Origin of the sequence: Pseudescherichia sp. (genome assembly GCF_032052675.1) — a bacterium.
Lineage (GTDB): Bacteria > Pseudomonadota > Gammaproteobacteria > Enterobacterales > Enterobacteriaceae > Pseudescherichia.
In genome coordinates, this window is the sequence record NZ_DAMBWA010000003.1 from 249,229 (window position 1) to 263,856 (window position 14,628).

At 58.7% G+C, this 14,628-nt stretch carries 9 protein-coding genes; 8 read left to right on the forward strand and 1 reads right to left on the reverse strand.

Annotated features, from left to right (window positions below; translation table 11 throughout):
• Nucleotide 1: 1 nt before the first annotated feature.
• From bcsZ to RTX96_RS06025, 5 genes are all read left to right on the forward strand, one after another.
• Nucleotides 2–1,105, forward strand: a complete 1,104-nt coding sequence (bcsZ, locus tag RTX96_RS06005; RefSeq protein WP_103820419.1) for a cellulose synthase complex periplasmic endoglucanase BcsZ — start codon at nt 2–4, stop codon at nt 1,103–1,105.
• Entirely contained in the window at nt 1,093–4,581 is a 3,489-nt protein-coding gene (gene bcsC, locus RTX96_RS06010; protein WP_312670536.1) for a cellulose synthase complex outer membrane protein BcsC, read from the forward strand. The genes bcsZ and bcsC overlap by 13 nt, the downstream gene beginning before the upstream one ends.
• A gap of 113 nt (nt 4,582–4,694) precedes the next feature.
• Nucleotides 4,695–6,698, forward strand: a complete 2,004-nt coding sequence (gene hmsP / locus RTX96_RS06015; protein WP_312670537.1) for a biofilm formation regulator HmsP — start codon at nt 4,695–4,697, stop codon at nt 6,696–6,698.
• Between the two features lie 156 nt (nt 6,699–6,854).
• Nucleotides 6,855–8,141, forward strand: coding sequence for a dicarboxylate/amino acid:cation symporter (locus RTX96_RS06020; protein WP_103820416.1), 1,287 nt, complete (start codon nt 6,855–6,857; stop codon nt 8,139–8,141).
• Nucleotides 8,142–8,328: 187 nt separating this feature from the next.
• On the forward strand, nt 8,329–9,819 hold the full coding sequence (locus RTX96_RS06025) for a pitrilysin family protein (RefSeq protein ID WP_312670538.1): 1,491 nt from the start codon (nt 8,329–8,331) through the stop codon (nt 9,817–9,819).
• 53 nt (nt 9,820–9,872) lie between these two features.
• Here the strand turns inward: RTX96_RS06025 and RTX96_RS06030 are convergent, their stop codons facing one another.
• Nucleotides 9,873–10,802: a sugar kinase gene (locus RTX96_RS06030; RefSeq protein ID WP_312670539.1), complete on the reverse strand. Its 930-nt coding sequence runs from the start codon at nt 10,800–10,802 to the stop codon at nt 9,873–9,875.
• Between the two features lie 235 nt (nt 10,803–11,037).
• Here RTX96_RS06030 and pdeH point away from each other — a divergent pair, with 235 nt between their 5' ends.
• The 3 genes from pdeH (at nt 11,038) to RTX96_RS06045 (ending at nt 14,570) form a co-directional block, all read left to right on the forward strand.
• Nucleotides 11,038–11,808, forward strand: a complete 771-nt coding sequence (gene pdeH / locus RTX96_RS06035) for a cyclic-guanylate-specific phosphodiesterase (protein ID WP_103820413.1) — start codon at nt 11,038–11,040, stop codon at nt 11,806–11,808.
• Nucleotides 11,809–11,882: 74 nt separating this feature from the next.
• The gene (locus RTX96_RS06040; RefSeq protein ID WP_312670540.1) at nt 11,883–13,943 is read left to right on the forward strand and encodes an AsmA family protein; all 2,061 of its coding nucleotides are present in this window, start codon (nt 11,883–11,885) and stop codon (nt 13,941–13,943) included.
• A 114-nt stretch (nt 13,944–14,057) separates the two neighbouring features.
• On the forward strand, nt 14,058–14,570 hold the full coding sequence (locus tag RTX96_RS06045) for a hypothetical protein (RefSeq protein WP_103820411.1): 513 nt from the start codon (nt 14,058–14,060) through the stop codon (nt 14,568–14,570).
• Nucleotides 14,571–14,628: the final 58 nt, after the last annotated feature.

Sequence of the window (14,628 nt, forward strand, 5' to 3'; positions counted from 1 at the left end):
CATGAAAACCTTACTGCGTGGAGCAATTGCGGCCACCCTGCTGCTGGCGGCGGCGAGTACGCACGCCGCCTGTAGCTGGCCGGCCTGGCTGCAGTTTAAAAAAGATTACCTCAGCGACGGCGGCCGGGTGATCGATCCCAGCGATGCCCGCAAGATCACCACCTCAGAGGGGCAGAGCTACGGGCTGTTTTTTGCCCTCGCCGCCAACGACCGGCCCGGCTTTGACAAGATCTTAGCCTGGACCGAGGATAACCTCGCCGAGGGCGATCTGGCGGCCCATCTTCCCGCCTGGCTGTGGGGCAAGAAGGGGGAGGAGGAGTGGGCCGTGCTGGACACCAACTCCGCCTCCGATGCCGATATCTGGATCGTCTGGTCGCTGTTTGAAGCCGGACGCCTGTGGAAAGAGCCGCGCTATACCGCGCTGGCCCAGGGGCTGCTTAAGCATATCGTCAGCGAAGAGGTGGTCAACGTGCCGGGGCTGGGCTCTATGCTGCTGCCGGGGAAAATTGGCTTCGCCGAGAAAGAGAGCTGGCGCTTTAATCCCAGCTATCTGCCGCCGCAGGTAGCGCAGTATCTCACCCGCTTTGGCGCGCCCTGGACCACGCTGCGGGAGACCAACCTGCGGCTGCTGCTGGAGACGGCCCCCAAAGGCTTCTCTCCGGACTGGGTGAGCTATGAGAAAAATCGCGGCTGGAACCTGAAGCCCGAGAGCAAGCTGGTCTCCAGCTACGACGCCATCCGTGTCTATCTGTGGGTCGGCATGATGCACGACAGCGATTTGCAAAAAAATCGCCTGCTGGCGCGCTTTAAGCCGATGGCAACGTTAACGGCGAAAAACGGCGTGCCGCCGGAGAAGGTCAACGTAGTCACCGGCGCGGCCCAGGGCAGCGGCGCGACGGGCTTCTCTGCCGCCATGCTGCCGTTTATGCAAAACCGCGACGCACAAGCGGTGCTGCGCCAGCGCGTTGCCGATAACCCGCCCGGCAGCGACGCCTATTACAGCTACGTGCTCACCCTCTTTGGACAGGGCTGGGATGAGCACCGTTTTCGTTTCACCTCCCAAGGTGAGTTACAACCTGACTGGGGCCAGGAATGCGCACGCTAACCCTACGCTTACTTGCTTTATCGCTGGGCATCGCGCTGATGCCAAAGACGTATGCGGCCCCGACAGCCCAGCAGCAACAGCTGCTGGAGCAGGTGCGGCTCGGAGAGTCTACCCATCGTGAGGATCTGGTACGCCAGTCCCTCTACCGGCTGGAGCTTATCGATCCCAATAACCCCGAGGTGATTGCCGCCCGTCAGCGCTATCTGCTGCGCCAGGGTGACACCGCAGGCGCGCAGAAGCAGCTCGATCGGCTGGCCCAGCTTGCCCCTGACTCGGCGGCGTACCGGGAAGCCAAAAGCACTATGACGCTCTCTACCGCCCAGGGACGGCAGGGGTTGCAGGAGGCGCGGCTGCTGGCGACGACCGGCCACACGGCAGAGGCCATCGCGGCCTATAACAAGCTGTTGCAGGGTAACCCCCCGGATAGCGATCTCGCTGCCGAGTACTGGACGCTGGTGGCAAAGGTGCCCGAGCGTCGCAGCCAGGCCATTACCCAGCTTAAAAGCGCCAACGTCCGCTACCCAGGCAACCCTCAGCTACAAAACTCGCTGGCGCAGCTGCTGTTTGCTAACGGACGCAGCGACGAAGGCTATACCGTGCTGCGCCAGATGGCGAAGTCAGGCACCACTCGCGAAGCAGCGGCGGCCATCTGGTATCAACAGGTTCAAAATATGCCGGTGAGCGATGCCAGCGTGCAGGCATTGCAACAGTTTTTAAATGAGTTTAGCAGCGGCGATACGGTGGATACGGCTCGGGCGACGCTGGCGAAACAGCAGCAGCAGCTGGCCGATCCGGCGTTCCGCGCCCGTTCCCGCGGGCTGGCCGCGGTCGACGCTGGCCAAGGCGGGCAGGCTATCGCCTCGCTGCAGCAGGCGCTGAGCGCCGATCAGAACGACGGTGAGACCACCGGCGCGCTCGGCCAGGCTTATTCGCAAAAGGGCGATCGCGCCCGGGCGGTTCCCCTGCTAGAGAGAGCCATTGCCCTTGCGCCGCAGAGCAGCAACCGCAGCAAGTGGGATAGCCTCCTGCAAACCAACCGCTACTGGCTGCTGATCCAGCAAGGTGACGCTGCGCTGAAGGCCAATAACCCTGCCCAGGCAGAGCGACTTTACCAGCAGGCCCGGGCAGTAGATAACACCGACAGCTATGCGGTGCTGGGGCTGGGGGATGCTGCCGTTGCCCGCAAGGAGAGCGCCGCCGCCGAGCGCTACTACCAGCAGGCGCTGCGCATGGACAGCGGCAATAGCAATGCGATTCGCGGCCTGGCCAATCTCTACCGCGAGCAGTCGCCTGAAAAAGCCTCCGCCTGGATTGCCTCGCTCTCTGCCAGCCAGCGCCGCAGCGTAGATGATATTGAGCGTAGCCTTGCTAACGATCGGCTGGCGCAGCAGGCTGAAGCTCTGGAGAACCAGGGGCGCTGGGCGCAGGCGGCTGAAGTTCAGCGCCGTCGCCTGGCGAGCGATCCGGACAGCGTCTGGATCGCCTACCGTCTCTCCCGTGACCTCTGGAGCGCCGGACGGCACGCCGAGGCCGATGCACAGATGCGCGATCTGGTTCGTCGCCAGCCCAACGATCCTACCCAGGTTTACGCTTACAGCCTCTACCTGTCAGGTAACGATCAGGATCGTGCCGCGCTGGCGCATCTTAATACCCTGCCGCGCAGCAAATGGGACAGTAATATGCAGGCGCTGGCGAGCCGCCTTGAGGGCAACCAGCTGCTCGAGACCGCCAACCGCCTGCGCGACAGTGGCAAGGAGCAGGAGGCTGAAGCCCTGCTCAGGCAGCAGCCTGCCTCCACGCGCATCGATTTAACCCTCGCGGACTGGGCGCAGCAGCGCGGTGATTACGCTACGGCCCAGGCCGGATATGAAGCCGTGCTGGCGCGTGAACCGGCTAACGCCGACGCCCGCCTGAGCCTGATAGAGGTGGCCATTGCCGAAGGCAATCCGCTTGCAGCGCGTCAGCAGCTGGCGGCGCTGAACGAGATGCCGCAGACTGAGCAACCCTCTATCAATATGCAGCGCCGAATGGCGCTGGTGCGGTCGCAGCTGGGGGACCGGGTTCTGGCCCAGCGCACCTATGACACCATCGTGCCCGAGGCGAAAGCGCTGCCGCCGTCGCAGGACAGCGCTCTGGTGCTGCGTGACTATGCCCGCTTCCAGCAGGCTAACGGCCAGCCGCAGCCCGCGCTGGAGAGCTATAAACAGGCGATGGTCGCGGCAGGCATTGCGGCCACCCCCGCCCAGGATAACGACACCTTTACCCGCCAGACGCGTAACGATGCCAGCGATGACTGGCTGAAGCGCGGCCTGCGCAGCGATGCCGCCGATCTCTATCGCCAGCAGGATCTCAACGTCACGCTTGAGCATGACTACTGGGGCTCCAGCGGCACCGGCGGCTATTCCGATCTGAAAGCCAACACCACCATGCTGCAGGCCGATGCGCCGCTGGCCGACGGTCGGATGTTCTTCCGTACCGACGTGGTCAATATGAACGTGGGATCGTTTTCAACGGACAAAGAAGGTGTATATCAGCCCAGATGGGGAACCTGTAATGAAATACAGTGTATTAATGACGATAAAAGCCAATCTGACGGTGGCGTAAGCGTAGCGGCTGGCTGGCGTAATGATACCTGGGAGGGGGACATTGGTACTACCCCAATGGGTTTCCGTGTCGTTGATGTAGTTGGCGGTCTGAGTTATAGCAACGATCTGGGTCCGGTCGGCTATACGCTAGACGTTCACCGCCGCCCAATTTCGAGTTCCTTACTGGCATTTGGCGGGCAACGCGATCCGGGAAGCAACACAGGCAAAACCTGGGGCGGCGTTCGATCTACCGGCGGCGGCGTTAGCCTGAGCTATGATCAGGGCGAAGCGCATGGCGTCTGGGCGAGCCTGAGCGCCGACGCGCTTACCGGTAAGAACGTAGATGACAACTGGCGCGTGCGCTGGATGACGGGCTACTACTACAAGCTGGTCAACGAAGATAACCGCCGCGTCACCGTCGGCCTGAATAACATGCTCTGGCACTATGAAAAGGATCTGAGCAGTTATACCCTCGGCCAGGGAGGCTACTACAGCCCGCAGAAATATCTCTCATTTGCCGTACCGGTAACATGGCGTGAAAGAAAGGAGAACTGGTCGTGGGAGCTGGGTGGTTCGCTCTCCTGGTCGCATTCGGCAACCCGTACCCAGGATCGCTACCCGCTGCTTAATCTTATACCAGAGGATTATCGTGCGCGGGCCAGCGAAACTAACGATCCAGGATCGAAAAGCAACGGCTTTGGCTATACGGCGCGCGCCCTGATTGAGCGTCGCATCACCTCCAACTGGTCCATCGGTGCCGCCATCGATATTCAGCAGGCGGAGGATTATACTCCGAGCCACGGCATGCTCTACGTTCGCTATTCGCAGGCGGGCTGGCAGGGCGATATGGACTCGCCGCCGCAGGTGCTGACGCCTTACGCCGACTGGTAACGCACAAGGCTCTCTATCCCGGTCTTATTCTGCTGTCAGAATCGAGTATACTCTGACAGCAGGCAGGTAGCCGTCGGTTACTTTTGCGGACACGGAGTATTTGGAGAGTCAATTTGCGCGTTAGCCGTTCGTTAACCATTAAACAGATGGCGATGGTCTCGATCGTCGCTATGGTGTTTATTTTCCTTTTTTGCGTGATTTTGCTGTTCCATTTTGTGCAGCAGAATCGCTACAACACCGGTACGCAGATGGAGAGCATTGCGCGCTCGGTGCGTGAGCCGCTGTCCGCCGCTATTCTGAAGGGCGACATTGCCGACGCGGAAGCTATCCTTAAACGCATCCAGCCCGCTGGCGTGGTCAGCCGGGCGGACGTCGTCCTGCCGAATCAGTTCCAGGCTCTGCGCATGAGCTTCATCCCCGAGCGTCCGGTTCCCGTGACCATTACCCGGCTCTTTGAGCTACCGGTACAGATTTCATTGCCGATCTACTCCCTGGAGCGTCCGGCTAACCCACAGCCGCTGGCCTATCTGGTGCTGCAGGCGGACTCATTCCGCATGTATAAGTTCGTTATGAGCACCGTTTCAACGTTAGTTACTACTTACTTACTGTTAGTCCTGATCATGACGGTGGCGCTCACCTGGTGCATCAGCCGGCTGATTATCCGCCCGCTGCGCAAGATCGCCCGTGAGCTGAACGACCTGTCGCTACAGGACCACCCTGGACACCAGCTGCCGCTGCCCCGCCACCATCATGACGATGAGATTGGCATGCTGGTTCGTAGCTATAACCGTAATCAGCAGATGGTGCTGCGCCAGCATGAAGAGCTGAATAGCCAGGTGACGCGCTTTCCGGTATCAGAGCTACCGAACAAAGCCTTTATGATGGCCCTGCTGGAGCAGACCGTTGCCCGGCAAAAAACGACCGCGCTCATGGTGATTGCCTGTGAAACCTTGCAGGACACCGCGGGGGTGCTGAAAGAGAGCCAGCGCGAAATGCTGCTCCTGACGCTGGTGGAGAAGATGAAGTCGGTGCTTGCCCCACGCATGGTGCTGGCCCAGGCGAGTACCGACACCTTTGTTATTATTGGTAACGGCGCCAGCGAGCCGTGGCATGCCATTACGCTGGGTCAGCAGATACTCGCTGTCATTAATGAGCGTCTGCCGGTGCAGGGTATCCAGCTGCGCCCGAGCGCCAGCATTGGCATCGCCATGTTCTATGGCGATGTAACGGCGGAGCAGCTCTACCGTCGGGCTATCTCAGCAGCGCTCTCCGCCCGTCGCAAGGGTAAAAATCAGATCCAGTTCTTTGACCCGGAACAGATGGTCACGGCGCAGAAACGGCTGACGGAAGAGAGCGATATCTTAAACGCGCTGGATAACCATCAGTTTGCCATCTGGCTGCAGCCGCAGGTCAACCTGGCCACCGGCGAGGTGGTCAGCGCCGAGGCCCTGCTGCGCCAGCAGCAGCCGGACGGCAGCTGGGAGCTGCCAGAGGGACTAATCGACAGCATTGAGTCCTGCGGGCTGATGATTGTTGTCGGCCACTGGGTGCTGGAGGAGTCCTGCCGCCAGCTCGCGGCCTGGCAGGCGCGAGGCATTATGCTGCCGCTGTCGGTGAACCTCTCGGCGCTGCAGCTGATGCACCAGGATATGGTGCGGGATCTGCTTGAGCTGCTGGAACGCTACCGTATTGCGCCCGGCACGCTGATCCTCGAAGTGACCGAGAGCCGCCGCATTGACGATCCGCATGCGGCGGTGGCGATCCTGCGTCCGCTGCGCAATGCCGGGGTGCGTATTGCGCTGGATGATTTCGGCATGGGCTATGCAGGCCTGCGCCAACTTCAGCACATGAAATCGTTGCCGGTCGACGTGCTGAAAATCGACAAGATTTTTGTTGAAGGTCTGCCGCAAGACAGCAGCATGGTCTCATCGATAATCCATATGGCCCGCAGCCTCGATCTGAATATTATCGCTGAGGGGGTCGAGACCGAGGAGCAGCGTGCATGGCTGCAGGCGGCAGGGGTTGAGATGGCTCAGGGTTATCTCTTTGGCCGCGCGGTGGCCCCGGAGGCATTTGAGCAGCATAACCTTTCTCAGCTGGTTGACGGAAGCGCGTAGCGGCCGTGCTCACTTGTGCGAGCTGGCTCAAATTTCTTAACATTTATGTTTCAAATTTGAGGTAAGTTTATATCTGCGATGTTGTTGGGGTGTTATTTTAAGACCGCAGGCGAGCCAACCTTACAATGCCTGTGGTTTTTAATTCAAGGACACCCTATGAAAACCTCACTCTTCAAAAGCCTCTACTTCCAGGTGTTAACCGCCATCGCTATCGGGATCCTGCTCGGTCACTTCTACCCTGATATCGGCGCACAGATGAAGCCGCTTGGCGACGCCTTCGTGAAGCTGATTAAAATGATCATCGCCCCCGTAATCTTCTGTACCGTTGTGACCGGTATCGCTGGCATGGAAAGCATGAAAGCGGTAGGCCGCACCGGCGCGGTGGCGCTGCTCTACTTTGAAGTGGTCAGCACCCTCGCGCTGATCATCGGCCTGATTATCGTCAACGTGGTACAGCCGGGCGCGGGTATGAATGTCGACCCCTCCACGCTGGATGCCAAAGCCGTGGCGGTCTACGCGGCCCAGGCCGAGCAGCAGGGCATTGTTGCCTTCCTGATGGATGTGATCCCCGCCAGCGTCATCGGCGCGTTTGCCAGCGGCAATATTTTGCAGGTGCTGCTGTTCGCTGTGCTGTTCGGCTTTGCCCTCCATCGCCTTGGCCACAAAGGCCAGCTGATCTTTAACGTTATTGAGAGCTTCTCCCAGGTCATCTTTGGCATCATCAATATGATTATGCGCCTCGCGCCTATCGGTGCGTTTGGGGCAATGGCCTTTACTATCGGGAAATATGGCGTGGGCACCCTGGTGCAGCTCGGCCAGCTGATCATCTGCTTCTATGCTACCTGTATCCTGTTTATCGTGGTGGTGCTCGGCAGCATCGCCCGCGCTACCGGCTTCAGCATCTTCAAATTTATCCGCTACATTCGTGAAGAGCTGCTGATCGTGCTTGGCACCTCGTCGTCCGAGTCGGCGCTGCCGCGCATGCTCGATAAGATGGAGAAGCTCGGCTGCCGTAAGTCCGTGGTCGGGCTGGTTATTCCCACCGGCTACTCCTTTAACCTCGACGGCACCTCCATCTACCTGACAATGGCAGCCGTGTTTATCGCTCAGGCCACCAACAGCCATATGGACATTTTTCATCAGATTACGCTGCTGGTCGTGCTGCTGCTCTCCTCGAAAGGGGCGGCGGGCGTCACCGGCAGCGGCTTCATCGTGCTGGCGGCAACCCTCTCTGCGGTGGGGCACCTGCCGGTCGCCGGGCTGGCGCTGATCCTTGGCATTGACCGCTTCATGTCCGAGGCACGGGCGCTAACTAACCTGATCGGCAACGGCGTGGCGACCATCGTGGTGGCGAAATGGGTGAAGGAGCTGGACCACAAACAGCTGAAAAATACCCTGAATAACCGTGCGTCAGACGGCAAAACGGGCGAAATCTCCTCATAATCTGCCTACTTATGCCCGTTGTCCCTTGTAGGGGCACGGGCACCTGCGCATAATTACCCCCTATTTTTTTACTTCCCGGTGTGACGTTTTGCTTTTTTGGCTGTCTAACACGGAGTGTTAAAACTTCATTTTAGGCGGCCTGGCTTGCAGGCGGTCTTTTAACCAGGAATGTTGATCAGGGGTTCACATGCAGGGCACAAAAATTCGACTCATAGCTGGTGGTTTGCTGATGATGGCAGCCAGTTACGTGCAGGCAGATGCGCTCCAGCCCGACCCGGCATGGCAACAGGGGACACTGACAAACGGTTTTCAGTGGCAGGTGTTAAGTACGCCGCAGCGCCCCAGCGATCGGGTTGAGGTCCGCCTGCTGGTGAATACCGGCTCGCTGACGGAGAGCACCCAGCAGAGCGGCTTTAGCCATTTTATTCCACGTATCGCGCTGACCCATAGCGGCAGCCTTCAGCCCGCGCAGGTGCGCTCGCTCTGGCAGCAGGGCATCGATCCCAAGCGCCCTCTGCCCCCGGCGCTGGTCTCCTACGACTACACGCTGTTTAGTCTCAGCTTACCCAATAATCGCAGCGACCTGCTGAAAGAGGCGCTGGTCTATCTCTCTGATATTACTGGCAAGCTTACCGTGACGCCGGAGACGGTCAACCACGCTCTGGGCAGCGATGATATGGTAGCAACCTGGCCGCCAGAGACTAAAGATAACTGGTGGCGCTACCGCCTGAAAGGGTCGAGCTTGCTGGGACACGATCCCGCGGCACCGCTAAAGAAACCGGTGGATGCGGCCCAGCTGAAGGCCTTTTATCAGAAGTGGTATACCCCGGACGCGATGACGCTGATTGTGGTCGGTAATATCGATAGCCGCGCCGTTGGCGAGCAGATCAATAAAACCTTTGGCGATCTAAAGGGAAAACGGGAGACGCCAGCCCCGGTGCCAACGCTCTCTCCGCTACCGCGCGAGCCGGTGAGCATCATGACCGACTCCGTACGCCAGGACAGGCTCTCGCTGATGTGGGACGTGCCGTGGCAGCCGATTCGTGAATCCGCCGCGCTGGAGCGCTACTGGCGGGCAGATGTCGCCCGCGAGGCGCTGTTCTGGCATCTCCAGCAGACCCTGACTAAAAACAACGCTAAAGATATTGGCCTCGGCTTCGACTGCCGGGTGCTGTTCCAGCGTGCGCAGTGCGCCATTAACGTCGATTCTGCGCCCGATAAGCTCAACGCCAATCTGGCGATGATTGCCCGCGAGCTGAAAAAGGTGCGCGACAGCGGTCTGTCAGAGGATGAGTTTAACGCCCTGATTGCCCAGAAGAAGCTGGAGCTGCAGAGGCTCTTCACGACCTATGCCCGCACCGATACCGACGTGCTGATCAGCCAGCGTATGCGCTCTCTGCAAAATCAGGTGGTAGATATTGCTCCTGAGCAGTACCAGAGGCTGCGCCAGGACTTCCTGAACGGCCTGACGACCGAGATGCTGAACCAGAGCCTGCGTCAGCAGCTGACCCAGGATCAGTCGCTGGTGCTGCTGCAGCCGAAAGGCGAGCCGGAGTTTAATATGAAGGAGCTGCAGGCCACCTGGGATCAGGTGATGAGTGCCGAAACGTCAGCCCTTGTGCCTGCCAGTGATGATGTGCATCAGGACGTGACGGATATTCCGCCCGTTCAGCAGTAGCCGTGCGGTTCACCCGGCCCGCTGCCAGCGGCAGGGGCCGGAAAGCCGGACGATCAGTTCGGCATTGCCCCGCGGGGAATAATCGCCCCACGATACTGGATCACGGTGCTGGCGGTCAGGTGACCGCGCTGCGCCGCCGCCTCGGCATCGCCGCCAGTCAGACGTACGGCCAGGTAGCCCGCGCTGAAGGAGTCACCCGCCGCGGTGGTATCGATCACCTTCTCTTTCGGCAGCTTCACCGCCGGCACGTCAATCACCGCGTCGCCAGCAATCGCCACCAGGCAGGAGTCCGCCCCGCGCTTCACCACTACTTCGCTCACGCCAGCGGCCTGGGTACGAGCAATCACCTCTTCTACCGGCTTCTCGCCCCACAGCGCATCCTCGTCGTCCAGGGTCAGGAAGGCGATATCGGTGCAGGCCAGCATCTGCTGGTAGACCTGCTGGGTCTCCTCTTTGCTGGCCCACAGGCGTGGACGGTAGTTGTTATCGAAAATCACCTTGCCGCCGTTGGCGCGGCACTCGCGCAGCAGGGAGAGCAGCTTGTCGCGGCTGGCCGGGCTTAAGATCGCCAGGCTGATACCGCTCAGGTAGAGATAGTCAAAGGTAGCCAGCTCTTCGCAGATGGCGGCGGCCTGCTCGCTCTCCAGCCAGAATTTGGCTGCGGCCTCGTTACGCCAGTAGTAGAAGGTGCGCTCGCCGGTGCTATCGGTTTCGATGTAGTAGAGCCCCGGCAGGCGGTTCTCCATGCATTGGGTAAGGGAGGTATCGACGCTTTCGTTCTGCCAGGCATCCAGCATCTGCTGGCTAAAATTATCCGTCCCCAGCGCCGTAACATAGTGTACCGTCAGCGCAGCCGGATCGACCTGGCGGGCAACATAAACGGAGGTATTTAAGGTATCGCCACCAAAGCCACGGTTTACCTCTGTGCCTTTCTGTGACAGCTCAATCATGCATTCGCCAATGACGGCAATTTTCCTGGACATAGTCATCAACCTGAGTCGGATAAATATTGGGAGTAGTGTGCGTTGCGCGTGCTGCGTGGTCAATCATATTAAAACAACGTTCCAATATTTTTTTGAGCTAACGCGTGTTAAGTGCAGATTCCCTTAGCAGAATTTAATTTTGCTCTCTGTTTGAACATAAAGTTCTCACCCGCCGCGCCGATAACTCCTAGACGAGTTCCGCCAGGTCACTCACTCTATTACAGGACATCTGACAATGAAGTTGAAGCAGGTTATCCAGCGGCTAAGCATTCCGGAGGCGAGCATCGAAAGCCTGGAAGAGCGACGCTACTGGCTGCAATGTGAACGTGCCTACACTTACCAGCCCATCTATCGCGTAGATGGCAGCCTGATGGCAATCGAAGTATTAACGATCGTTACGCACCCGGATAATCCCTCGCAGCGTATTGCGCCCGACCGCTACTTTGCAGAGGTGGCGGTCCGTCAGCGTCTGGACGTCATGCTGGAGCAGATTAACCTGCTTGCCCTGCAAAGTGACTTCTTTGTGAAGAATAACGTGCTCGCGTCGGTTAACGTTGATGGCCCGACGCTGCTATCGATGCGGCAAAACCCAAAAATGATGGCGCTGGTCGAGACGCTGTCGTGGCTGCGCTTCGAGCTGGTTGAGCATATTCGCCTGCCGGAGGACTCCTCCTTCGCCTCGATCTGTGAAATTGGCCCGCTGTGGCTGGACGACTTTGGGACTGGGATGGCGAACTTCTCTGCGCTGAGCGAAGTACGCTACGACTACATCAAAGTGGCCCGTGAGCTGTTTATCATGCTGCGCAAAACGCCGGAAGGGCGCAACCTCTTCACGCTGCTGCTACAGCTGATGAACCGTTACTGCCAGGGCGTCATTGTTGAGGGTGTGGAGACGGTGGAGGAGTGGCGCGATGTGCAGGCGTCACCGGCCTTTGCCGCACAGGGTTATTTCCTCTCTCGTCCCGCACCGCTGGCAAACCTCGAAAGCGTTATTCTCGCTCTATAACATCAGGTTGCACTCCTTTCCCTCAGGCTCAGCTATCTTTATGACAGGCAAGGCAAGAATGGAAGGATGCAAGCATGACAAGAACAAGCAAGGCAATCATTGCCGTCTTGGGAACGCTTTTGTTGCTGATCGTGGTGGCTATCATCATTATCGCGACGTTTGACTGGAACCGGCTTAAACCCACTATCAATGAGAAGGTCTCCACCGAGCTGAATCGTCCCTTTGCGATACGCGGCGATTTAGGCGTTGTCTGGGAGCGACAGAAGCAGGAGACCGGCTGGCGCAGCTGGGTGCCGTGGCCGCACGTGCATGCCGAGGATGTAGTCCTTGGCAACCCGCCTGATATCCCTGAGATCACGATGGTACACCTGCCACGGGTAGAGGCGACGCTGGCACCGCTGGCGCTGCTGACCAAAACCGTGTACCTACCGTGGGTGAAATTTGAGAAGCCGGACGCCCGTCTGATCCGCCTGTCGGAAAAAACCAACAACTGGACCTTCAACCTGGCGGGCAGCGATGAACCGAAAGATGAGGATGCGCCGCCTTCGGCCTGGTCCTTCCGCCTCGACAATATACTTTTCGATCAGGGCCGTGTAGCGGTCGATGATAAGGTCAGCAAGGCCGACGTTGAGATCCTGATCGACCCGCTTGGCAAGCCGCTGCCGTTTAGCGAAGTGACCGGCAGCAGCAAAGAGAAGAGTGCCAAGGTTGGCGACTACGTGTTTGGCCTCAAGGCGCAGGGGCGCTACAACGGCCAGCAGGTGACCGGCACGGGTAAAATTGGCGGCATGCTGGCGCTGCGCAGTGAAGGCACGCCGTTCCCGGTGCAGGCTGATTTCCGCTCCGGTAATACCCGCGTGGCCTTCTCCGGCACGGTGAGCGACCCGATGAAGATGGGCGGGGTCGACCTTAAGCTGAAGTTTGCCGGTAACTCGCTGGGTGAGCTGTACGATCTGACCGGCGTACTGCTGCCGGATACGCCACCGTTTGAGACCGACGGACGGCTGGTGGCAAAAATCGACGCTGAAAAGAGCTCTGTCTATGACTACCGAGGCTTTAACGGCCGCATCGGCGACAGCGATATTCATGGCTCTCTGACCTATACCACCGGTAAGCCTCGGCCCAAATTGGAAGGCGATCTCGAGTCGCGCCAGCTGCGTCTGGCGGATTTAGGCCCGCTGATCGGTGTCGACTCTGGAAAAGGGGCTGAGAAGTCGAAACGTTCTGAAGAGAAGAAGGGCGAGAAGACCAATCAGCCCGCAGGCAAAGTGCTGCCCTACGATCGTTTCGAAACCGATAAGTGGGATACGATGGATGCCGACGTGCGCTTTAAGGGGCGGCGTATTGAGCACGGTAGCTCTCTGCCGATCAGCGACCTCTCGACCCATATCATCCTGAAAAACGCCGACCTGCGCCTCCAGCCGCTGAAGTTTGGCCTGGCGGGGGGCACCATCTCTTCCAATATCCACCTTGAGGGGGATAAGAAGCCGATGCAGGGGCGGGCGGATATCCAGGCCCGTCGTCTGAAGCTGAAAGAGCTGATGCCGGACGTGGAGCTGATGCAGAAAACCATCGGTGAGATGAACGGCGATGCGGATTTCCGCGGCACGGGTAACTCCATAGCCGCGCTGCTTGGCACAAGCAACGGCAATTTGAAACTGCTGATGAACGATGGCGTGGTCAGCCGTAACCTGATGGAGATCCTCGGTCTTAACGTCGGGAACTTTATCGTCGGACAGATTTTCGGTGACGATGAGGTGCGCGTAAACTGCGCCGCCGCCAACCTGAACCTGGTCAACGGTGTGGCACGTCCGCAGATCTTCGCCTTCGATACCGAGAACGCGATCATTAACGTCACCGGGACCGCCAGCTTTGCCTCGGAGCAGCTCGATCTCACCATCAACCCGGAGAGCAAGGGGATCCGTATCGTGACCCTGCGCTCGCCGCTCTACGTGCGTGGTAGCTTCAAGGATCCACAGGCGGGCGTGAAGGCCGGCCCGCTGATCGCCCGCGGTGCGGTAGCGGCAGCGCTGGCGACGCTGGTGACCCCGGCCGCAGCGCTGCTGGCGCTCATCTCTCCGTCGGAAGGACAGGAGAATCAGTGCCGGAACATCTTGTCTCAAATGAAGAAGTAAGCAGGAAAGCAGGATAAAAAAGCCCGGTGGCGCTCGCGCACACCGGGCTGGATTGGATAACTCTCTATCTGCTACGCTAATACAGTATTACATCACTTCAGATATTGCGTCACAATGCCTTCACGCCTTAGCTATTTTAACATTTCTGCAGCGACTTTCCTGTTGGCCACTACTTGCACGCAGGCCGACCATACCATCTCTTTTAACACTGGCTCATTTGTCTACCATCTGCTTGGGAATCATGGTCAATACACGGAGAAGTTTGATAATGAATTTTATTCGGTTGAAAAAAAACTCCCTGACCATCCTGATTACAGTTTGCTCGTCGGGACAATGAGAAACAGCTACGGGGATCGTTGCCTCTCTCTTGGCGTCAGAAAAGATTGGGCGGAAAAGGGTAACATTGTTTTTAAGGGTATTTACGGTTATACCGGCGAATTCTTTTTTGATGAGTTCAGCAAATGCGGTGATGAGGGCATCTATCACTCCTTTAAAAATATCACCGGAGTGGGTTTTGCACCCTATATCTATCATGCGGTTCAGTATAATTTTACCAATCATTTTGGTGTGGAATCAGGGATCATTTTCCCTTCGGTATTTGTGGTGAGCCTGAACTGGCGGTTCTGAGAAACTGCACCGCACTCCACGTAGGCCGGGTAAGGCGTAGCCGCCACCCGGCGATTCC